Genomic DNA, 18,835 nt, shown 5'->3' with positions numbered 1-18,835 from the left:
TCATGGGATCACGAATTATGCATGCTATTATCGCTAACGGTATTGCCGAAAAACTATGTATTCAAGATAGAACTTCTTTCATACTCGGAGGTGTAGCACCTGATGCGGTTCATTCAGCAGAAGAAAAAGGAACTTCACACTTTTACGCTGGCACAACGAAAAATTATACGAGAAGGATAGCTTTTAATTCTTTTTTTCAAAAATATAAAGCTCAAATGGATTCCCCTTTTCTCTTAGGCTATTACACTCACCTCATTGCTGATGATAATTGGCTAAGCGGCTTTTTTCTTCCTTGGTTAAAAAATAGAATAGAAAATGATGAAACGATCGCACCTATGTACTATAACGATTTTAAATTGTTAAATGCAAAATTGCTTCATCATTACGATAAAGAACAACAGCTCTTCTCGCTTCTCAATCAAGATGCTCACATTGTCGATATTGAAGAGGTTTCTAAAGAAAATGTTTTAGAATTTCGAAAATATCTTTTTGAAGATATGTTGTATCCAAAGCAACATTTGCATGAAGACTTACAGGTGTTTACGTTTAATCAAATTGTCGGTTATATGGAAACCGCTATTGAAAAAGGAACATTTTTTATTAAACAACTCTCTCATGATAAATTCATTTCAAAGATTTAATCCCCCTCAATATGTTTGAGGGGGATTTTCACATAACAATATTATTATCGGTTCTTTTCCATAACCGCAAAATAATTCCCTTCACTATCAGCAAAGTTAAATACTTTACCAGAAGGCATAGTTACCATTTCGCCAACAGTAACATTTTTATTTTTTAAATCTGCATATAATTGATCAAGATTTTCTGAGAAGAACATTAAAGACGGTGTACCAAGATTCAATTCTGGGCTCATCTTAGAGATAACTTCTTTATTATGTAATATAATGCTCGTTTCAGCACCGTTAGTTGGAGCGATTTCAATCCATCTCATTCCTTGTTTATTATCTTCCTCTGCAACTACATGAAATCCTACCTTTTCCGTCCAAAAATTTACTGCCTCATCTTGATTATTTACATATAACATAATTTGTCCTACTTTATGGATCATTGCATTTCCCCCTAATGGTTTTTATATTCTATGTAGCTTTCTACAAATACTATCGTTATTCCTTTTGAGTTGGTATGTACTTCTTTGCAAAATTTATCGACTGACTCATCCCATCCAGTTCATCAAAATAATCATTTCTTTCAATCATGTTATATCCATTGAATCCAATTTCATCTAATACCTTGAAGAATATATCGAAATCCACTTCACCATTTCCTACTGCTACTTCAATATACTTACTTGAACTATCGCTTTTCACTTTTGTACAATCTTTAATATGAGTTTGTACTATATAATCTTTTAATAGCAATAAACCTTCTACCGGATTTTCAATTACATCACTAATTAAATTTGCTGGGTCAAAGTTAACCGCTAATCCTTTTGAATTTATATTTTCTATAAATCGCTTTAACACTATCGCTTTTTCAGATCCTGTCTCAATAGCGAAAAATCCTCCAAATCTGAACGCTAAGTCTCCTATTTCATTACAAACACGTATCATTTTATCATAGTACTCACTATTTTCATCATCAGGGATTTTCCCAATATGGACAGTTACTATGTTAGCTCCTAACCTTAACCCTTTATCAGTAATATATTTAAGACTCTCTATTGCACATCCAGCTTCAGTTCCTATCATTCCATTTTCTCCGAAGCTAATTGCTAATGACGGGACTTGAATCTCATTAAAAGATAAGTTTTCTTTTAATGTGTTCCATTGTACCTTTGAAATGTTAGCTAAGTTGAAAGTCGAATTCATAGCATATAATTGAATATATTCTAACCCCCATTCTCTCGCCTTCTTTATTCCTTCGTTTACTTCAATATGTTTCGTATTTAAAAACATTCCTAATTTCCTATCCATATGTGTACCTTCTTTTTATTATTTCGTATCAGTTTAATATTCGGCTTTTTTTATATTATTTCCTCGTATAAACGAAATAAATAAACTACCCTTTTTTTCGATACTCCCAGTAAAAGCATATATATGATAGGCACATAAAAAACACTAATACAATTCCCATTATCACTTGATTACAAATAAAAAAGACGTAACTACAAATAGTTACGCCTTCCTCATCATTTATCTAGGCTTTTTCTTCCCAGTAAATGCTGGTTTCTTTTTCTTTGGTGCTTTCGGTTTTGTTTCTACAAATGATCCTTTGAACATTTCTTGCTTCGTAAATACGATACCTAGTTTTTTCGCAAATTGTAGTAATTTACGCTCTTCTTGCGGTGTTACAAGAGATACAACAGTTCCTTCTTTACCCATACGTCCAGTACGTCCAGAGCGGTGAATATATTGGTCTACTGTGTCTGGTAATTCCAAGTGAATTACATGTGTTAAATCGTCAATATCGATACCGCGTGCTGCAATATCAGTAGCAAGTAAAATTTCTAATTTTCCTCCGCGGAAAGCACGCATCGTCGCTTCACGCTCTTGTTTACTTGCTTCTGCATGAAGAGCCGCTGCTTTCATTTTACGGAATTTCAATTTCTCTGTAATTTCGTCTAAACGGAATGGGTCGTTTAAGAAAGCAACTGCTTTTACATCGCCCATATGCATAATTCTTCTTACGTAATCATTTTTCTCGCGTCGCTCACAAATGATATACGTATGCTCAACTAAGCTTTTTGACTCTGCTCGTGTTACACGTACTAATTGTGGTTCAACTGCTAAGTCACGTGCCGCATCTTCTGCAGCTTTTGTCATTGTAGCCGAGAAGAATACTAATTGACGATCGCGCATCGTAGATTTAATTACATCTTGTACAGCGCCCATCATCTTTTGTTTTACAATTTGATCAAACTCATCAAATACAATTGTTTTCACTTCATGCATTTTTAGCTTTTTCATACGAATTAATTCTAAAATACGTCCTGGTGAACCGACAATCACTCTTGGGTGTTTCTTTAATTTTTCAACTTGGCGCTTAATATCTGCACCACCAATTAAAGATGCACCTGAGATCTCAGTTCCTGCTGTAAACTTTTGAACCTCTTCATGAATTTGCATGACAAGTTCACGTGTTGGTGCTAAAACAACAACTTGTGGCTGTTTTACTTCAGGATTAATTTTATGTAAAAGGGGTAATAAGTACGCTAATGTTTTTCCTGTTCCAGTTGGAGATTCAGCTATAACGTCTTGTCCTTCTAAAATAGTTGGAATCGCTTGTTTTTGAATTTCAGTTAACTCTTTAAAACCAGCCTTCTCCCAAGCTTGTTGTAAAAATGGTTGCATATCTTTTATCATTTGTTTTTCTCCTTTATCTCTATTTTTGAAGAAAATGTTGTATTGTTCGCACCGTTTCTATCATGTGTGAAATAACAGCTATTAAATCATCAACATGGTCTTCTGTAATCGCTTTTTGAAATAGAACCTCTACCTTATTATGATATGAAATCGCTTGCTTATTATATTCGTATGAAAGTTTTTGCGTAATCATTCTTTCTTTTCCCCATATAGAATGCATGAAAGTTTCAATTTCTTCGCACATTACTTCTGGTTTTTCTATCGGGAATGAAAATGCTAATTTCATTTCACAACCTGGTGTAAATTGTGGTACTTCTAATATTTCACCAGACAAGTTCTTTGCATCTACAGATAGTGAAAATGTTGCTTCTACTAACGGTTCGAATGGTTCTGTTAATTGAAATGAAATATGATATATACGACTTAATGAAGCAAGGTCCATCATATCTTTTCGATCAGTTACAAGAATATCTCCATGTAAATCAAAATCATAAACAGCGCCTTCTACGATTACTTTTAAATTATCAAAAGCAGTTGGATCAAACATAATTTCCTCCAAAAAACAGGCGCCTTTCGATGGAAAGGCGCCACTTGATGTATATATAGTTTACAGATAAACGAGATGAATTACAACCTTTTAGAATAAACCTACTGCTTTTCCATCTTCATTTACATCCATTTGTAGTGCTGCTGGTTGTTTTGGAAGGCCTGGCATTGTTAACATTGTTCCTGTTAACGCAACGATAAAGCCTGCACCAATGGATGGTTTTAGCTCACGAATTGTAACGATAAAGTCAGATGGACGACCTAATTTCGTTGCATCGTCAGAAAGAGAGTATTGTGTTTTCGCCATACAAATTGGTAGGTTACTCCAACCTTCGCCTTCATATTGAGCTAATTGCTTACGTGCTTTCGGAGCAAATTCAATATCTTTTGCGCCGTACACTTTTTGAGCAATTGTACGAATTTTCTCTTCTAATGGTAATTCTAATTCATAAAGTGGTGCGTAGTTGTTTTCACCTTTTTCAATTTCTTTTAACACTTTTTCAGCAAGGTCAACTCCGCCTTGGCCGCCTTTCTCCCAAACTTCCGTTAAGGATACTGCATAGCCACGCTCATTACACCATTCTTGTAAGTATGCAACTTCTGCATCTGTATCTGTAATGAATTTATTAATTGCAATTACGAAAGGCACACCGAAGCTTTGAATTGTTTCAACATGCTTCTGTAAGTTTTCCATACCTTTTGCTAATGCATCTACATTTTCTTCTTTTAATTGATCTTTTGCTACGCCACCATGCATTTTAAGCGCACGAATCGTCGCAACAATAACAACTGCTTCTGGTTTAATGCCAGCTGCACGAGCTTTAATATCTAAAAACTTCTCAGCACCTAAATCTGCACCAAATCCAGCTTCTGTAATAACATAATCACCTAATTTTGCTGCCATTGTAGTAGCGATAACACTGTTACAACCGTGAGCGATATTCGCAAATGGTCCGCCGTGAATGATAGCTGGTGTATTTTCTAACGTTTGCACTAAGTTTGGCTTTAATGCATCTTTTAATAATAATGTTAACGCACCTTCTACCCCTAAATCTTTAACCGTTACAGGTTGATTTGCAAAATTATAAGCAACTACGATGCGTGATAGACGTACTTTTAAATCTTGAATATCTGTTGCAAGGCAGAATACGGCCATAATTTCAGATGCTACTGTAATATCAAAACCGTCTTCACGTGGTACACCTTGAACCGGTCCACCAAGACCAATTACTACGTTACGAAGGGCACGATCATTTAAGTCAACACAACGTTTCCAAACGATTTTACGCGTATCAATTCCAAGTGTATTTCCTTGTTGGATATGATTATCAATAAACGCCGCTAACGCGTTATTAGCAGTTGTGATCGCATGGATATCTCCAGTAAAGTGAAGGTTAATGTCTTCCATTGGTACAACCTGTGAAAAACCACCACCTGCTGCTCCGCCTTTTAGCCCCATCGTTGGTCCAAGAGATGGTTCGCGAAGTGCAATTACTGTTTTCTTACCAATTTTATTAAAAGCTTGACCTAAACCAACTGTTACTGTTGATTTACCTTCTCCAGCTGGAGTTGGGTTAATCGCTGTTACTAAAACAACTTTACCGTCTTTCTCATTCTGTAAGCGCTTAAAAATATCAAGAGATAACTTACCTTTATAATGACCGTATGGCTCTAATTCATCTTCTAAAATATTTAATTCAGCTGCAATTTCTTGAATCTTCTTCATACTTGCTTCTTGTGCGATTTCAATGTCGGATTTAACTGTTGTAGTAGTTGTCATATACCCTAGTCCCCCTTTAATTGGTTCTGATGATATTGTATCAGTTTTTTGTATTTTCTGCACTTATTTACCTCCTAAAAATTCTTTCATTTCTTTATGCTTTTTTAACATAAATACCCATAAGAATGTTAACGATTGTTGTAACTCTATAGGAAGTTGACCTAACATCTTCTCATTTACTCCGCGCTTATATACACCGATTCCATCTACAACTTTAAAACCTTGTTCTTTTGCTAACTGTTCAAATTCCCAGGGCATCATCGTATTACAAACAACGTCTTTGCCGTATAAACGAGGATAACTGTTCTCGCGCGGCTTTGCTGTCGGTCCTAAAATCGCAATACATGCATATCCATCCCTTTTTAGAACACGCTTTATCTCATTTAATGCTCGTAATGGCTCCTCGGTCCATTCTAAAGAATTAATTGCCATAATTGCTTCAAATTGTTCATTTTCGAACGGTAAGGAAGAAAGATCTCCTTTTATAAAGGATAAATCCGGTCCCTCTCCGCGCTCCTTACCTTTTTGAATCATCACTTCTGATAAATCTACTCCAACTGCTTTATAGCCCGCGCGACTTAATTTATATGTACCGTATCCATCTCCACAACCAACGTCAAGCACCTTGGCTTCTTTCTTCACATATTGTTCAAAAAATGGAATAATCGTACTCCTACTCCCACTATCCCACATCTCCTGACTATTTTGATTCCAAAACTCTGCACTACTATCCCATTTCTTCTCTGCTGATTCATGCCAATTAAATTTCGTCATACATTCCCCTACCTTCACGCTTTATCACTCATTTCATTCTACATCATTTTCCAAAATTCCTGTTTTATCTTCATTAGGAAATGTACATGCTAATAAAGGAATCTTTATTCTCCAATTTTTGCTTTACTTGGGTTTAACTCATACTCATGTTCTTCTCTTTATGAAAGATAATATAAGTACACCCAATTGAAAGAGAGGGATGTACATGCGAAGAAAGAGAAATCATCATTTTAAAAGTGGTGAAAAAAACGAAGAGTATGCAGCTGAAATATCACCAGCTGGCATTCCAATTAGACATAAACGTAAAGAAATTTCAAATGAAATAGAAGGTACAAATACCGGTGCAATGATAGGCTATGTCGCTTTATTTCTTTCGCTTTTCTCCATTGCATTTTATCCAGTTACACTCGGTTCTCTTGCGATTTTAGTCGGCTTATTAGCTGTCAATTTTGGAGCAAGAACACTTGGATATACCGCAATTGGTTTTGGTAGTTTTTCTGTTTTATTTACTTTACTTTATCCGCTTGCTTTGTCAGCATTTTAAAAAACACACCAAGTTATACTTGGTGTGTTCATTCATGATACAACATAATATGACCGCATCCACAACAATGCTTCGCTGTAATTTCTTGAAACACTGGATAATTTTCTTCATCCCGATGCTCAATAAATACCTTTTCAAATCGATACATATTTGGCGCATATGCCCAATCTTGTTTCGTACGTGCGTATAATGTAGAAGAGAAAAACTCCTCACCGCCACAAACAATACATTCCTTCTTCATCAATATCCCTCCTATGCTTGTCTTACTTCATCTATATGAACATAAGCATAAAAAAAAGACCTTCTATTACTAGAAAGTCTTCTCTGAAACAAAAAGAAATGTACCAAACATTCCTACCCCGCTATATTCTTTTGTAACATCAGCTTCTGTTTTAAATGTTTGCTTTACAGTCATAAAGAATACACCATTTCGTGCATCTGTACTTTCAAATTTTAGTTTTTCTTTTTTACCATCTACATTTTGTGTGCATTCAAAACTACCCTCGTCACATTTCAATGCATACTTATCTTCTAGATACAATTTAAAATCTGATTCTTTCGGACAAGTGATAAGTAAAATTGCCACAAGAATAATACTTACAATACCCACAATTGTATAATATTTCTTCATTTGTACTCCTTTCAAAAGACAAGAAAACTTGACTGCATGCGCCAAGTTTTCTTAGTCCACAACCCATTGCCACTCTTGTTCTTTCTTATCAAAAATAAGCCAACCAGTCTCTGTTGCTTCTTCTTTCAATTCATCGATATTATCTAGTACCTCATCCGTACTTTCATACGAACCGACTACATAAACTGGAATTTCAAGACCCCTTCTTGACTCAATTTTCCCTGCCAGATCAATATAAAGACCATCTTCCATTAATGGAATAAGCCCCATAATCACTTCTTTTGAAATTGCTGGGAAAATTTTTGATTTTTGGAAGAAAGAAAAACGTTTCTTACCGAAAGCACCGAGTTTATAAGGAATAACTTTACTTAACATTCCTACAAAATCAGCAATTCTACGATAATACACTTTGTTGTACCATCCGTCATCATGTGAAAAATAAACAAATCTATTTTTCAATAACGGAAAGAACGTTCTTGCAAGTGGTTCTTTTTTGTGAGCCAAATATAAAAGCTCTGCAATTTCTTTTGGCTCTAGTTCATCTAAATCGCTTGCATCATCAAAATCTACCCAACAAAATTCATCAAATTCATCAATCTCTGCTTGAATTAACTTATGTATATTTTCTTCCTCAACATATTCAAATAAAGTATGATAATGAAAATCTGTCCATTCAAAATTATGCTTTAAAAGCAACACTTGATGAAGCGGTGAAGGGATGTTACTTGCAAACTCTTTAAACGTAATTCCTGATGTAATAAAACAATGACCTCGACGATTACCATTAATATATATCATATTCTTTACTTGGTCAGATCCTCCAGACAAAGCACCTAGCCACCTTCGTTTTATATGTTTCAATTCTATAGCATATTTTAACATGAAAAATTTTAGAAACATAGAAAAAACTTCAAAAACTATTTACAATTTCATGTGTTTTATTACATAGTGATTACAAGAAAAAACACCTGCTTGTAAGCAGGCGTTTTTAAAGGATTTCATCTGGGTTTTGAGGATGATGATTTCCCTCTTTCTTTTCATCTTTTTGGAACATCGATTGAATTTTATCAATTGTTTGTGGAGCTAATTCAATCATTTTCTCTGCTAAATGTGTCGCATTTTGCAAATGAAGAATATTTACTCCATCTTTATTCACCACAAGAAATGCTACTGGTGTAATAGAAACACCACCCGCGCTACCGCCACCAAATGCAGGGTTACCGTTCGCTCTTTGTCCATCATTCGTTTGGAAATCAGAACCTCCTGCTCCAAAACCGAACGCTACTTTAGAAACCGTTAACACTACACCACCGTCAGCCGTTTGAACAGGCTCTCCAACAATCGTATTTACATCGACCATTTCTTTTAAATTTTCCATTGCCGCTTTCATTAATCCTTGAATTGGATGATCCACCGTTCATAACCTCCTTTGTCATATCTTTCCTAGTTTTTCCGAAAGTTTGTGAACTAAACATAAAATTTTATATTGATTTCAAAAAACTTAAGTTGTAATATTTAGAAAAATAAAAAAAGAGGTCGATTCGTTATGATGCGAAAATTAACAAAGAAAGATCATGAACAAGTATTCGCTTACCTAAAAGAAGAAGCAGCCCTTAACTTGTTTATTATTGGAGATATTGAAGCTTTCGGCTATGATACAGATTTTCAAGAATTATGGGGCGTATTTAAAGAGAATGGAACATTAAAATCAATTCTACTCCGATTCCACGATTCATTTATACCCTATAGTAAAGAAGAACTTGTTACCACTGATTATGAGACAATTCTTTCCGCATATAAGCCGCTTAAACTCTCTGGTAAGTCAACTATTGTAGAAAGGTTTGAAACTGCTTCCAGTCTACAATTAGGCTCCAAAAATGAAATGTATTTTTGCGAATGTATAGATGCCGACAACTTGCCTAGTACGCCTGCCCAAGAAACAATTAAACTTGCCACACTAGATGATGTAGAGCGAATTATGCAATTAAGAAGTAGCATCGATGAATTCCCGACTGCTCATGAATCAGAAAAAATTTTAAGGCAAGCTCTCGAAACAAATACAGGACGTACATATTATATTGAAAAAGACGGTGCAATCATCGCATCCGCCTCTACTTCCGCTGAAAATTCATTATCTGCAATGGTTGTTGGCGTATGTACACACCCGAATTACCGCGGAAATGGATTTGCTTCACTCATATTACAAAAAATGATTCAAGACTTTACGAAAGAAAGCCGAACACTTTGCCTGTTTTATAACAATCCAACTGCTGGACGAATTTATAAACGACTAGGGTTTAAAGACATTGGGATGTGGACGATGTATCGATAATAATAAAAAGCCGATTTAAAATCGGCTTTTATACATATTGTGCTATTCCAGCTTCAAAAGCTTTCTTATCATTATTTTGACCTATTTCATTTATATAAACAGAATTTATTTGCAATTCAGGATACAACCTTTGTAAATACGCAACATACTCATTTTCTTTTCTCATTCTTTCTCTTCTCCCGTTCAAACTATTATTCTCACTTCAAAGTCATAATGACCTGTCTTTCAACAAAACCAAACTGTTCGTACATCTCTTTTGCAAAATTTCCAGCAAATACATTCAAACGAATTTCTGAATAATTCTTTTGTAATTCCTTAATACCAGCCTCCATTAACTTTCTTGACAATTCTTTCCCGCGGTACTCTGGAAAAACATACAATTCGTATATAAACCCTAGTTTTTCATGAGAAAAATAGTCCGTATTTTCCCCTATTAATATCCAACCCATTACAACGTTTTCTTCTTTAACGACTAAATAATACGCTCCCTTTTCTACAATCGGCCTTGTAATTTCAATCGCTTTCTCTGTATTTAAACGACAATTTCCCCTCGTACCTTCAAAAAGCGATTGAGCTGCATATTGTATTATTTCGTCCGTTTCTTCCCGATTTGCCTTTTCTATCATTTTTTACAACTCTCCTCTTTAATAGGCATTAATATCGCTCGTTCAAGATCCTCCGCTTCCATAACAATTGCCATCAATCCCTTTTCTGTACTTGTCTCATGAAGCTCCCCCTTTTCCCAAAACACAGCTTGTCCCGCTTCCACCTTCACTTTTTCTTTATTTGCCCCGCATACATATCCTTCTCCGTCCACAATAAGAAGCAGTTGCGATACAACTGCTTCATGATATCCAATTATTCCATTCTCTTTTAAATGCATAGCACCGATATGTATATTCCCTTGATGGTTTACTATTTTCGACATTATGAAATTAGATTGAAATGCTGTAATTTGCTTTCCTACTTTTTCACTAAAATCAAAGATTTTCACTTCTAGTCCTCCTTATATGTATAAAACCATCCTTACTGTCTGCATCATATGTCCTTCAAAATCTTCTTCAAATTCTTCTAATTGTGCAAAACCTTTCGCTTCATAAAAACGTTTTCCTTTTTCATTCGCTGCTTCTACATGAATGTATAGTTTCCGAATTCCTTTTAATACTGTTAACCCTTTTTGTAATAAAGCACTTCCTATCCCTTTCCCTTGTTGATCTGGTAACAAATAAATTGCTCCTAATTCTGCTTCGTTTTGCAGTCTAACAGGTGAAAAATTTGCAAAGCCAATGACTTCTCCCTCTTCTTCTGCAACGAATAAATGTGTATTCTCAAGACGATATTTCATTTTTTCATCAGAATAAGCCTCGTCTAAAAAACTGTCTTGAATCTCTCTCGGAATAATGCCTTCGTATGTATCATGCCAAGCTATTTTCGCTACTGATTGTACAGCATGAATATCTTCCTGCTTCATTTCTCTAATTACATATGTCATCTCGATGTCTCCATTCTCTTTAAATTATATTCTGCTAATATACGAGAAGAAATGGCAGAACCATTTTCATAATTCACCTTTATTAATTTTAATTTCTCAATTGAAGCTGTTGCATGATCAAATTTTTCATAAATATATTCCATTACGCTTAAAAACTGATTTGTATGTAATCTATTTGCAATCGTACAATGCGGAACCCACTTTCCCGGTACGTAATATGAATTGGGGTTGTCATGAAAATTGTTAAAATAATCATGATAAGAATGATGAAATTTTAACAATGCATCAGTAACAGTCGGTGCTAGAAAGACCGTTCCGTTAGTAGGAAAAGTTCCAATAGAAGGAAAAGTTACTGGATCCATATTTTCTTGAATAGCTACAAACTCCCCTAATTTCTCCTTATACAAATGAACATTTAACTCATTATAATCAGCTAACATAATATGAGGTTCTGCTCCGGCTAATTGATTTGTGCCAATGATATTTGTTAATTCATTTTGCAATTCTGTAATTTTATTAGTAAATACACGATCAAATGTAGCAATAATAGCGTACATATCCCTTCACCCCTTTGTTACACATAGCGCTTCCCATTCTTCACGAATCATTCCCATTCGAATAGAGTCATAGTACGTTCCGTTATAATAACGGCATTTTCGCATTCTACCTTCTAAGCTCATTCCTATTTTCTCCGCTACTTTCATCATACGTTCATTACCAGACCAAGTCGTGAGCCCTACTCTACCAATCTCCATCTTTTCAAATAGTAAATCCCGATATAACGTTAACGCTTCTGTACCGTAACCGCCATTCCAGTAAGCCGGATTATAAATGACAATTCCCATCTCCAACCAACGCGTCGGTTTATACTCCCAATAAAATCCGACCGTCCCTATAACTTGACCGTTATGTTCTATAATTAAATTGGATAGCGGTTCTTCTTTTAAACGAGTTTGCATCTTTTCCTTATAGGCTGAGTATTCTTGCATCGAAAACGGAAAATACGGTGCATCCCATTTTTTCCATTCTGGATTTTCTTCTTTAAACACGAGATTCCATAATGTTTTTATATCTGATTCTTCAATTGTACGAATTGTTACTCTATCCCCTTTTATGATTACGCTTTTCATAATTTCCTCCTACACTCCTCTTTATTTCATATATAATTATAATGTTTTTTCTGAAAAATCAAAACAGATATCGTTTATTATATTGTATAATTTTGTTATAAGATACCAATTATTCATGTAGAAAGCTGGTGATTCAATGAATAATCGATTTAGTATTACTTTATTTCTCACTATTGTTACGGCAAATATTATTCTCTATTTCTTCTTACCATCAAATATTGTTACGAAATGGGACTTCAATGGAACGCCTACATCAACAATGGATAAAGCTACTTTTGTTATCGTAAATATAATTATATGTTCTTTCGTATTCTTTTTATTTTTAGCTTTATCTAAAGCAGCGAGTAATCAGAAATTTCTCCTTTGGATCGGCAATACTATTTTACTATTCTTATTTTTTGTCGATATTGTCATTGCCCTTATCGCTCTTGGCTTTTCACTTCCTCTTGATCATTTTATATTTTTAGGATTAGGGCTTTTATTTATATTAATAGGTTATTTCAGTTCCAAAATTGATACGACTGAATCAACTGTTTCATTGGAATGGAATGATAAGCACCTCGAAAAAAGAGCTTCAAATATTTGTAGTATTTCAATGATAATAGCAGGTATTTTACTAGCGGGGCTTCCATTTATCGTTTCTACTCCTTATAGAGGTTATGCTATACTAACAATTATTTTAGGAATGACGCTTGTCATTTTACCGAGTACGATTTATTTACTTATTAAAGATAGCAAGCAATCTACTTCTTAAAAAAAAATAGGAGGTTACATCCCTCCTATTTCAGCTAAATATTTTCTTTTTCGTCTTTTCTATCTCAACTAAAATCCCTTTCTCTATCCAGCCTTCTACTCCATCTTTTTTAATTAAATCATATCCTGAGCAGCTACCATCAATGAGAGAAACAATATCCCCTTTTTTTACGCTTATTTGCGCACAAGATATATCCGTTTTCACTGTGTATTCACCTGAATCAAGTTGCTTAATATATTCATCTTTCACATAAAGTAATGTATTCGTTTCCCTTTGCCTGCATATTGTGTAATCTTGCTTCTTCTCCATAGGCTCTATGTAATAATGTGGATAGGTAACCCCGCCCTGCATTGTTGCATCGGCATGAAAATCTGCTATTACTTCATATTCTGGAAAATAGTCTACATATGTATAAGAAAACTTATCACTTGCACTTGTCCTCTGAATGATAAATGCATTTAATTGTCCTGCCTCTTTAATCGTATTTCCACCGTCAATTGCAATAATCTTTTTTCCCTTATCAATAACAGGATTGTTAGATGGTGCCTTCTCTGAATAGTTTACAACAGGCCAATGACCGACAACTACATACTTATTTGCTTTATGTGATTGATTGAAAAACTCCGGTATTGCTATCGCATTTTTTCGTTCTGTCTCTTTCCAATCTTCTCTATCTTCAAGGCCAGCATGTACAAAGATATAATCCTCCGTTTCAATCGCTGTTGGTAATTCTGTTAGCCACTTTATTTCTTTTGAGAAATGGCTCATTAATTTTGTTTTCAATTCACGGATATCACTTTCTTTATGAACGTTAATATTCAATTGCGCTAGCCATTCATTAAAAATTGTATTTTTTCGCGTACACAAATAATTTATTAAAGCAGGATTTTCATTTACAAGTGCTTCAACTACAACTTCACAATTCCCTTCTATTACATACACATTTGGCTTACTAACTACTAGATCCATCACATAGTTTACGACGCCAATACTATTTCTTCCTTTCTCACAAAGATCGCCATTAATAATTAAATAATCTTCATCTTGAAAATTAACTTTATGTAGTAGTTCCTTAAAAAGGTCTAATTCTCCATGAATATCAGAAATAATGATGACTCTTACATCATTTGGTATAGATAATTTCTTTATTTTTTCCAAGTATAAACGCCCCTAACATTCTCTAAATTCAAGATTCCATTTTAAATTTCTAATATTCGACAAATCATATCGCTAGACCTGTCCCTAGCTCAAATCTGAAAAAGAAAATAGGTTCCATATATTTTTACACACGGAACCTACTTAGTATTATAACTCTTTATAAAAAGAATAGCTTACCTTATTAAAGCCCTCTCTTTCATAAAAACGATGTGCATCAATTCTTGGAAATGCAGATGTAAGTACGATAGAACTGCACCCTTCTTCTTTCCCCCATTTTTCTACATATGACAGCAGAACATTACCATACCCTTTTGATCTGTGAGCTTCCGCGGTTACAAGGTCATACACAAAAACATGTTTCTCATTATAAAAATTCGTACAAATCGCTACACCAGCTAGACTAACAACTTCATTCTCTTCGTTACGCAGCGAAAATAGTTTATAATTTTCTTCTTTCATTTTTTGAAATAAAGAACTTGCTTCTTCTCTTGAAAGTTTTGTTCGCAATTGCTGTAATACGGGAAATACTTCATGTAAATCAGCTTCTGTTACTACTTCTTTAATATTCATTATGATTCTCCCCTTACTATTTATAAAATTTTCTAAATGTTATATCATCATTATAGAAAGTAACTGCCCTTAACTTAAGTGACAGTTCTATTCTTTTTTATAAGGCCAGTATAAAAAGGAGCGTCTACAAATGGATCTGACTATCCCATTAGTGTTACAAAATAAAACGCCTATTTACTTACAAATTTACGAATATATGAAACGAGAAATCTCTCATGGATCACTACGTGCCGGTACACGTCTTCCTTCTCACAGAAATTTAGCTATGCAACTTAATGTGAGTCGTATTACAGTTGAATCCGCTTATCAACAATTACTAGCTGAAGGTTACGTAGAAAGCAAACCGAAACGCGGGATTTTTGTTGCGGAAGTAGATATTGATGTCATTCAAAAGAAACAACAAATTGCGTCAAGCAGTACTAACAATAAAGAAAAAGAACAATATGATTATGATTGTAGTCAAGGACTTATTGATCAAAAAGCTTTTCCCATAACAAACTGGAAAAGAGCGTTACACGAAACTTTATTGCAGTATGAAAATGAATTATTTGCTAAAGAAGATCCACAAGGTGAGCTCGTTCTACGAGAACATATTTCAAAGTATTTATATCATGCTCGCGGGGTACATTCTTCACCTGATCAAATTATTATTGGAGCAGGTACGCAGCCTCTTCTTTGGCTACTCCTTCAACTACTTGGTTCAAAAAAAGAATACGGAATCGAAAATCCTGGATTTCACCGTATACCTGCTATGATTCAAAGTTGTGGCCTTCCTGTTCACCCGATCCCTTTAGACGATAAAGGGATTCATATTTCCGCTTTACGTGAATCCGGTTCCAATGTGGCATATGTCACTCCATCTCATCAATTTCCACTCGGAATCATTATGCCATTATCTAGAAGACTCGAGTTATTAAAATGGGCGAATGATTGTAATGGTTATATTATTGAAGATGATTACGACGGGGAATTTCGCTATATAGGAAAACCTATTCCTTCTTTACAAGGGCTAGATTCAAATGAACGTGTTATTTATATGGGAACTTTCTCGAAATCTTTTTTACCTTCTTTACGAATGGGATATATCGTTTTACCACCTCATCTTTTAAAAGTCTATAAAGAACTTGGTGGTATGTTTAAACAAACTGTCTCTACAATGCAACAACTTACCTTCGCCACCTTTATTCAAAATGGGGATTGGGAACGTCATCTTAACCGAAGTCGTACGTTATATAAAAGAAAACATATTTCTTTAATTAAATCTATTAAAAGCGAAATGGGAAATAACGTGCATATACTCGGTGAACAATCCGGGCTTCATATTGTACTTCACGTTCATAACGGGATGAATGAACAAGAACTTATTCATGCAGCTGCAAAAGAACGTATTAAGTTATACCCTCTCTCCACATACGATTCTGTTTATAATGTAAGGGAGGAGTCATATGTATTGCTCGGTTTTGGCAGTATTCGAGAGGAATGTATTGAAACTGTTGTCAAATTACTGAAAAAAGCGTGGTTCCCTAAATAAAAATAGCTCCACGCAAGTTATACTTACGTGGAGCTATTTTTATGCACTATTTTTCTGATCTCATTGCCCTTCCCGGACGTTTGACACCAGTTGTTTCTGTTGAATAGGAAGCTTCAATAATAGCAGTTGGATCTACAGAGAGAACGAGATCTTTCATTTTCGGATAAATGAAACGGTTTGTAATACAATAAATGATTCTCTTATGTTCTCCTAAAAAACCACCTTCTCCATGTAGATACGTAACGGATAATTGCAATTCTTTCATAAGTAGATCGCCTATTTCTTTATTTTTACCAGAAATAATCATAACGCTCTTTCCTTGATTAATGCCATCTAATATGAAATCAATCATCTTCGTAACAATATAGAAAATTGCTAATGAGAACATCGCTTGTTCAATTGAAAACAAAATGGCAACAAAGATGAAAATAACCGCATTTACAGCAAGTAAAAATGTACTAATCGGCACTTTAAAATGTTTATTCATCCAAACAGCTAACATTTCTGATCCATCAATTGCTCCGCCCATTTTTACTACAATTCCTACACCAACACCAAATAGAACTCCTCCATAAAGAACAATTAACAATTCAGAAGTTGTAATTGCTGGAAATGGTTTCAAATAAATCAATCCGAGTGTTGTCACAACATTTGCATAGGACGTACGGATAAAGAACTTCTTTCCCATTACTTTTGCAGTAAATAATAAAATCGGGATATTAATCCCCAAGAACACTCCATAAAGCGGCAATCCTGCAACTTTATTCGCCATAATAGCAATGGCTGTTACCCCGCCATCTACTAATCCATTAGGCGCTAAAATAAGCTCTAATGAACCTGCTACAATAATTGAGCCAATTGTTAATAATACGTATTCAAATACTTTCTTCATTCATTACCCCCAAAACTTATATATTTTCTTAGTATTATTTTAACGTAATTTCTCTACTAATACAAAGATATCAGTTTATATACACAAAAGTTTCACCTTTATAGTGATTTTTATGTAATTTTTTATTGAAACACACTTACCCATTGTAGTAAGTGTGCCTCAAACATTTATTTAAGTTTCAAGTACGAATTCATTTTCATTTTAAATATTTCATCAACTGCCCTTTTATATCCACCAGCCTTTCGAAGTGACTCTCCAACTTTACGACTATTTTCCTTAAACGTTACATCATTCATCACTTTCTTTACAGACTCTCGTAACAATTCAGAAGTGAGTTCTTTACGATTTAGCCTTATTCCAGCCCCTACTTCATTTACTCGTTTCGCAACTAAAGGCTGATCTCCTGTTACCGGAATTACAACTAACGGGACACCGTAATACAGTGCTTCACTCGAACTATTCATACCACCATGTGTCACGAATACATCAGCATGCTGTAATACTTCTAATTGTGGCACATAATTATACAACTTAAAGTTATCCGGAATGTTTTCAAATTGACTTATATTTATCTTCTTACCAACAACTAATACGACTGTCGCTTCTACATCTTTAAAAGCTTCAAAACATTTTTCATATAGCTCAGGTTGTTCATTGAAAACTGTTCCCATAGAAATGAAAATCACTTTTTCATCTTTTAAATGTTCAATAGGAAAGCTACCTATTTCTTTTCGAGTAGCAATTGATGGACCGACAAACTTATATGATTCATCAAATACATCTGAACGCGGCTGATATTCTTTTGAAGTATACACAATCGTAATATCACCAGGATGGTTCATAATATCATACATACTAGTACACTTCATTCCATACTGCTTATTCCATTTTTCCATTCCCGCTAAACAAGATTGATACAATGGATTCATTTCATCTACTTCTCTTGATTCATGTTCATCGTTAAAAGTAATGTACTGATTAAAAGCAAACGTTGTACAAGAAGAAACACTAGGTAATTTTAAAACATTGGCTATAATACGTCCTACTGGAAAATGATTATCATATATCAAATAATCGTACTTTTCCCCTTTTGTTTCTTCTACAATTTGAGTAACAATACGTTCTGATGCTTCCATCATATGAGACAGCATCGTCAAAGGACTCCCACCTTCATTTACTCGCTCCATAATATTAATTTGAGAGAGAAAATTCTCAAACTCTCGGAATTCTGCACCTGTTGCTTCAATCTTCTTTCTAAAATCTTCAATACAATACGAAACAACTGTCTCCCCTCGCCGAATTAACTCACTTACAATAGCTAAAGTCGGATTTATATGACCTTCTCCAGGGAAATTTATTACGAGTACGTTTGCCATCA

25 protein-coding genes are annotated in these 18,835 nt (G+C 34.5%); 5 read left to right on the top strand and 20 right to left on the bottom strand.

Going from position 1 to position 18,835, the window contains the following annotated elements; translation table 11 throughout:
* Nucleotides 1-2 precede the first annotated feature (2 nt).
* Nucleotides 3-641 (top strand): zinc dependent phospholipase C family protein, encoded by a 639-nt coding sequence (locus ACTFR9_RS03145; RefSeq protein ID WP_000535596.1) that lies wholly within the window; start codon nucleotides 3-5, stop codon nucleotides 639-641.
* A 44-nt stretch (nucleotides 642-685) separates the two neighbouring features.
* Here the strand turns inward: ACTFR9_RS03145 and ACTFR9_RS03140 are convergent, their stop codons facing one another.
* The 6 genes from ACTFR9_RS03140 to ACTFR9_RS03115 all read right to left on the bottom strand — a co-directional run bounded on the left by ACTFR9_RS03140 (nucleotide 686) and on the right by ACTFR9_RS03115 (nucleotide 6,423).
* Entirely contained in the window at nucleotides 686-1,069 is a 384-nt protein-coding gene (locus ACTFR9_RS03140) for a VOC family protein (protein WP_000581474.1), read from the bottom strand.
* Between the two features lie 55 nt (nucleotides 1,070-1,124).
* Entirely contained in the window at nucleotides 1,125-1,934 is an 810-nt protein-coding gene (locus ACTFR9_RS03135; RefSeq protein WP_000375198.1) for a sugar phosphate isomerase/epimerase family protein, read from the bottom strand.
* Nucleotides 1,935-2,153: 219 nt separating this feature from the next.
* Nucleotides 2,154-3,323, bottom strand: coding sequence for a DEAD/DEAH box helicase (locus ACTFR9_RS03130; RefSeq protein WP_000588613.1), 1,170 nt, complete (start codon nucleotides 3,321-3,323; stop codon nucleotides 2,154-2,156).
* 19 nt (nucleotides 3,324-3,342) lie between these two features.
* On the bottom strand, nucleotides 3,343-3,870 hold the full coding sequence (locus ACTFR9_RS03125; protein WP_000460208.1) for a hypothetical protein: 528 nt from the start codon (nucleotides 3,868-3,870) through the stop codon (nucleotides 3,343-3,345).
* Between the two features lie 90 nt (nucleotides 3,871-3,960).
* Nucleotides 3,961-5,649, bottom strand: a complete 1,689-nt coding sequence (locus ACTFR9_RS03120; RefSeq protein ID WP_073536373.1) for a formate--tetrahydrofolate ligase — start codon at nucleotides 5,647-5,649, stop codon at nucleotides 3,961-3,963.
* A 63-nt stretch (nucleotides 5,650-5,712) separates the two neighbouring features.
* Nucleotides 5,713-6,423 (bottom strand): class I SAM-dependent methyltransferase, encoded by a 711-nt coding sequence (locus tag ACTFR9_RS03115; protein WP_000160036.1) that lies wholly within the window; start codon nucleotides 6,421-6,423, stop codon nucleotides 5,713-5,715.
* Nucleotides 6,424-6,628: 205 nt separating this feature from the next.
* Here ACTFR9_RS03115 and ACTFR9_RS03110 point away from each other — a divergent pair, with 205 nt between their 5' ends.
* A complete protein-coding gene (locus ACTFR9_RS03110; RefSeq protein ID WP_001253203.1) occupies nucleotides 6,629-6,967 on the top strand; it encodes a hypothetical protein in 339 nt (112 codons plus the stop codon).
* A 28-nt stretch (nucleotides 6,968-6,995) separates the two neighbouring features.
* On the opposite strand, the gene ACTFR9_RS03105 is transcribed toward ACTFR9_RS03110, so the two are convergent.
* From ACTFR9_RS03105 to ytfJ, 4 genes are all read right to left on the bottom strand, one after another.
* Entirely contained in the window at nucleotides 6,996-7,208 is a 213-nt protein-coding gene (locus ACTFR9_RS03105) for a hypothetical protein (RefSeq protein WP_000711202.1), read from the bottom strand.
* A 69-nt stretch (nucleotides 7,209-7,277) separates the two neighbouring features.
* Nucleotides 7,278-7,598 carry a hypothetical protein gene (locus ACTFR9_RS03100; protein ID WP_000761177.1) on the bottom strand — a complete coding sequence of 107 codons (321 nt, stop codon included), beginning with the start codon at nucleotides 7,596-7,598 and terminating at the stop codon, nucleotides 7,278-7,280.
* A 51-nt stretch (nucleotides 7,599-7,649) separates the two neighbouring features.
* Nucleotides 7,650-8,426, bottom strand: a complete 777-nt coding sequence (locus ACTFR9_RS03095; protein ID WP_000014090.1) for an oxalate:formate antiporter — start codon at nucleotides 8,424-8,426, stop codon at nucleotides 7,650-7,652.
* 160 nt (nucleotides 8,427-8,586) lie between these two features.
* Complete coding sequence (ytfJ, locus tag ACTFR9_RS03090) at nucleotides 8,587-9,012, bottom strand: GerW family sporulation protein (protein WP_000349987.1); 426 nt, start codon at nucleotides 9,010-9,012, stop codon at nucleotides 8,587-8,589.
* 132 nt (nucleotides 9,013-9,144) lie between these two features.
* On the opposite strand from ytfJ, the gene ACTFR9_RS03085 reads away from it, so the two are divergent.
* On the top strand, nucleotides 9,145-9,930 hold the full coding sequence (locus ACTFR9_RS03085) for a GNAT family N-acetyltransferase (RefSeq protein ID WP_000984765.1): 786 nt from the start codon (nucleotides 9,145-9,147) through the stop codon (nucleotides 9,928-9,930).
* Between the two features lie 28 nt (nucleotides 9,931-9,958).
* On the opposite strand, the gene ACTFR9_RS03080 is transcribed toward ACTFR9_RS03085, so the two are convergent.
* The 6 genes from ACTFR9_RS03080 to ACTFR9_RS03055 are packed head-to-tail and all read right to left on the bottom strand — an operon-like array spanning nucleotide 9,959 to nucleotide 12,552.
* Nucleotides 9,959-10,096 carry a hypothetical protein gene (locus tag ACTFR9_RS03080; RefSeq protein WP_001224478.1) on the bottom strand — a complete coding sequence of 46 codons (138 nt, stop codon included), beginning with the start codon at nucleotides 10,094-10,096 and terminating at the stop codon, nucleotides 9,959-9,961.
* A 31-nt stretch (nucleotides 10,097-10,127) separates the two neighbouring features.
* Nucleotides 10,128-10,556: a GNAT family N-acetyltransferase gene (locus ACTFR9_RS03075; RefSeq protein WP_000570284.1), complete on the bottom strand. Its 429-nt coding sequence runs from the start codon at nucleotides 10,554-10,556 to the stop codon at nucleotides 10,128-10,130.
* Complete coding sequence (locus ACTFR9_RS03070) at nucleotides 10,553-10,924, bottom strand: hypothetical protein (RefSeq protein ID WP_000688092.1); 372 nt, start codon at nucleotides 10,922-10,924, stop codon at nucleotides 10,553-10,555. The genes ACTFR9_RS03075 and ACTFR9_RS03070 overlap by 4 nt, the downstream gene beginning before the upstream one ends.
* A gap of 12 nt (nucleotides 10,925-10,936) precedes the next feature.
* On the bottom strand, nucleotides 10,937-11,422 hold the full coding sequence (locus ACTFR9_RS03065; RefSeq protein WP_000222822.1) for a GNAT family N-acetyltransferase: 486 nt from the start codon (nucleotides 11,420-11,422) through the stop codon (nucleotides 10,937-10,939).
* Nucleotides 11,419-11,979 carry a 2'-5' RNA ligase family protein gene (locus ACTFR9_RS03060; protein WP_000270870.1) on the bottom strand — a complete coding sequence of 187 codons (561 nt, stop codon included), beginning with the start codon at nucleotides 11,977-11,979 and terminating at the stop codon, nucleotides 11,419-11,421. Before ACTFR9_RS03060 ends, ACTFR9_RS03065 begins: the two co-directional genes overlap by 4 nt.
* A 6-nt stretch (nucleotides 11,980-11,985) precedes the next feature.
* Nucleotides 11,986-12,552: a GNAT family N-acetyltransferase gene (locus ACTFR9_RS03055; RefSeq protein ID WP_000843679.1), complete on the bottom strand. Its 567-nt coding sequence runs from the start codon at nucleotides 12,550-12,552 to the stop codon at nucleotides 11,986-11,988.
* Nucleotides 12,553-12,688: 136 nt separating this feature from the next.
* Here ACTFR9_RS03055 and ACTFR9_RS03050 point away from each other — a divergent pair, with 136 nt between their 5' ends.
* Nucleotides 12,689-13,306 carry a DUF1648 domain-containing protein gene (locus ACTFR9_RS03050; RefSeq protein ID WP_001065180.1) on the top strand — a complete coding sequence of 206 codons (618 nt, stop codon included), beginning with the start codon at nucleotides 12,689-12,691 and terminating at the stop codon, nucleotides 13,304-13,306.
* Between the two features lie 30 nt (nucleotides 13,307-13,336).
* Here ACTFR9_RS03050 and ACTFR9_RS03045 read toward each other — a convergent pair whose 3' ends face one another.
* Both ACTFR9_RS03045 and ACTFR9_RS03040 read right to left on the bottom strand, forming a co-directional pair.
* Nucleotides 13,337-14,464: a metallophosphoesterase gene (locus ACTFR9_RS03045; RefSeq protein ID WP_000411324.1), complete on the bottom strand. Its 1,128-nt coding sequence runs from the start codon at nucleotides 14,462-14,464 to the stop codon at nucleotides 13,337-13,339.
* A 147-nt stretch (nucleotides 14,465-14,611) separates the two neighbouring features.
* Complete coding sequence (locus tag ACTFR9_RS03040; protein ID WP_001021918.1) at nucleotides 14,612-15,034, bottom strand: GNAT family N-acetyltransferase; 423 nt, start codon at nucleotides 15,032-15,034, stop codon at nucleotides 14,612-14,614.
* A 130-nt stretch (nucleotides 15,035-15,164) separates the two neighbouring features.
* On the opposite strand from ACTFR9_RS03040, the gene pdxR reads away from it, so the two are divergent.
* The gene (gene pdxR, locus ACTFR9_RS03035) at nucleotides 15,165-16,565 is read left to right on the top strand and encodes a MocR-like pyridoxine biosynthesis transcription factor PdxR (RefSeq protein ID WP_000366296.1); all 1,401 of its coding nucleotides are present in this window, start codon (nucleotides 15,165-15,167) and stop codon (nucleotides 16,563-16,565) included.
* A gap of 46 nt (nucleotides 16,566-16,611) precedes the next feature.
* Here the strand turns inward: pdxR and ACTFR9_RS03030 are convergent, their stop codons facing one another.
* Together ACTFR9_RS03030 and ACTFR9_RS03025 are read right to left on the bottom strand one after the other, a co-directional pair.
* Nucleotides 16,612-17,457, bottom strand: a complete 846-nt coding sequence (locus ACTFR9_RS03030) for a YitT family protein (RefSeq protein ID WP_000755132.1) — start codon at nucleotides 17,455-17,457, stop codon at nucleotides 16,612-16,614.
* 167 nt (nucleotides 17,458-17,624) lie between these two features.
* Nucleotides 17,625-18,833, bottom strand: a complete 1,209-nt coding sequence (locus tag ACTFR9_RS03025; protein WP_000024475.1) for a macrolide family glycosyltransferase — start codon at nucleotides 18,831-18,833, stop codon at nucleotides 17,625-17,627.
* Between the last annotated feature and the right edge of the window lie 2 nt (nucleotides 18,834-18,835).

Source organism: Bacillus cereus group sp. MYBK222-1 (assembly GCF_051916425.1).
In the GTDB taxonomy this organism is placed as follows: Bacteria; Bacillota; Bacilli; order Bacillales; family Bacillaceae_G; genus Bacillus_A; species Bacillus_A paranthracis.
Note: the sequence above shows the minus strand (reverse complement) of the source record. Positions and strands in the feature narration are given on the sequence as shown.

Bases quoted from the DNA above. Each gene is read 5' to 3' on its own strand.
- ACTFR9_RS03145 (WP_000535596.1), top strand. From the start codon at position 3: ATGGGATCACGAATTATGCATGCTATTATCGCTAACGGTATTGCCGAA.
- ACTFR9_RS03140 (WP_000581474.1), bottom strand. From the start codon at position 1,069: ATGATCCATAAAGTAGGACAAATTATGTTATATGTAAATAATCAAGAT.
- ACTFR9_RS03135 (WP_000375198.1), bottom strand. From the start codon at position 1,934: ATGGATAGGAAATTAGGAATGTTTTTAAATACGAAACATATTGAAGTA.
- ACTFR9_RS03130 (WP_000588613.1), bottom strand. From the start codon at position 3,323: ATGATAAAAGATATGCAACCATTTTTACAACAAGCTTGGGAGAAGGCT.
- ACTFR9_RS03125 (WP_000460208.1), bottom strand. From the start codon at position 3,870: ATGTTTGATCCAACTGCTTTTGATAATTTAAAAGTAATCGTAGAAGGC.
- ACTFR9_RS03120 (WP_073536373.1), bottom strand. From the start codon at position 5,649: ATGACAACTACTACAACAGTTAAATCCGACATTGAAATCGCACAAGAA.
- ACTFR9_RS03115 (WP_000160036.1), bottom strand. From the start codon at position 6,423: ATGACGAAATTTAATTGGCATGAATCAGCAGAGAAGAAATGGGATAGT.
- ACTFR9_RS03110 (WP_001253203.1), top strand. From the start codon at position 6,629: ATGCGAAGAAAGAGAAATCATCATTTTAAAAGTGGTGAAAAAAACGAA.
- ACTFR9_RS03105 (WP_000711202.1), bottom strand. From the start codon at position 7,208: ATGAAGAAGGAATGTATTGTTTGTGGCGGTGAGGAGTTTTTCTCTTCT.
- ACTFR9_RS03100 (WP_000761177.1), bottom strand. From the start codon at position 7,598: ATGAAGAAATATTATACAATTGTGGGTATTGTAAGTATTATTCTTGTG.
- ACTFR9_RS03085 (WP_000984765.1), top strand. From the start codon at position 9,145: ATGATGCGAAAATTAACAAAGAAAGATCATGAACAAGTATTCGCTTAC.
- ACTFR9_RS03080 (WP_001224478.1), bottom strand. From the start codon at position 10,096: ATGAGAAAAGAAAATGAGTATGTTGCGTATTTACAAAGGTTGTATCCT.
- ACTFR9_RS03075 (WP_000570284.1), bottom strand. From the start codon at position 10,556: ATGATAGAAAAGGCAAATCGGGAAGAAACGGACGAAATAATACAATAT.
- ACTFR9_RS03065 (WP_000222822.1), bottom strand. From the start codon at position 11,422: ATGACATATGTAATTAGAGAAATGAAGCAGGAAGATATTCATGCTGTA.
- ACTFR9_RS03060 (WP_000270870.1), bottom strand. From the start codon at position 11,979: ATGTACGCTATTATTGCTACATTTGATCGTGTATTTACTAATAAAATT.
- ACTFR9_RS03055 (WP_000843679.1), bottom strand. From the start codon at position 12,552: ATGAAAAGCGTAATCATAAAAGGGGATAGAGTAACAATTCGTACAATT.
- ACTFR9_RS03050 (WP_001065180.1), top strand. From the start codon at position 12,689: ATGAATAATCGATTTAGTATTACTTTATTTCTCACTATTGTTACGGCA.
- ACTFR9_RS03040 (WP_001021918.1), bottom strand. From the start codon at position 15,034: ATGAATATTAAAGAAGTAGTAACAGAAGCTGATTTACATGAAGTATTT.
- pdxR (WP_000366296.1), top strand. From the start codon at position 15,165: ATGGATCTGACTATCCCATTAGTGTTACAAAATAAAACGCCTATTTAC.
- ACTFR9_RS03030 (WP_000755132.1), bottom strand. From the start codon at position 17,457: ATGAAGAAAGTATTTGAATACGTATTATTAACAATTGGCTCAATTATT.
- ACTFR9_RS03025 (WP_000024475.1), bottom strand. From the start codon at position 18,833: ATGGCAAACGTACTCGTAATAAATTTCCCTGGAGAAGGTCATATAAAT.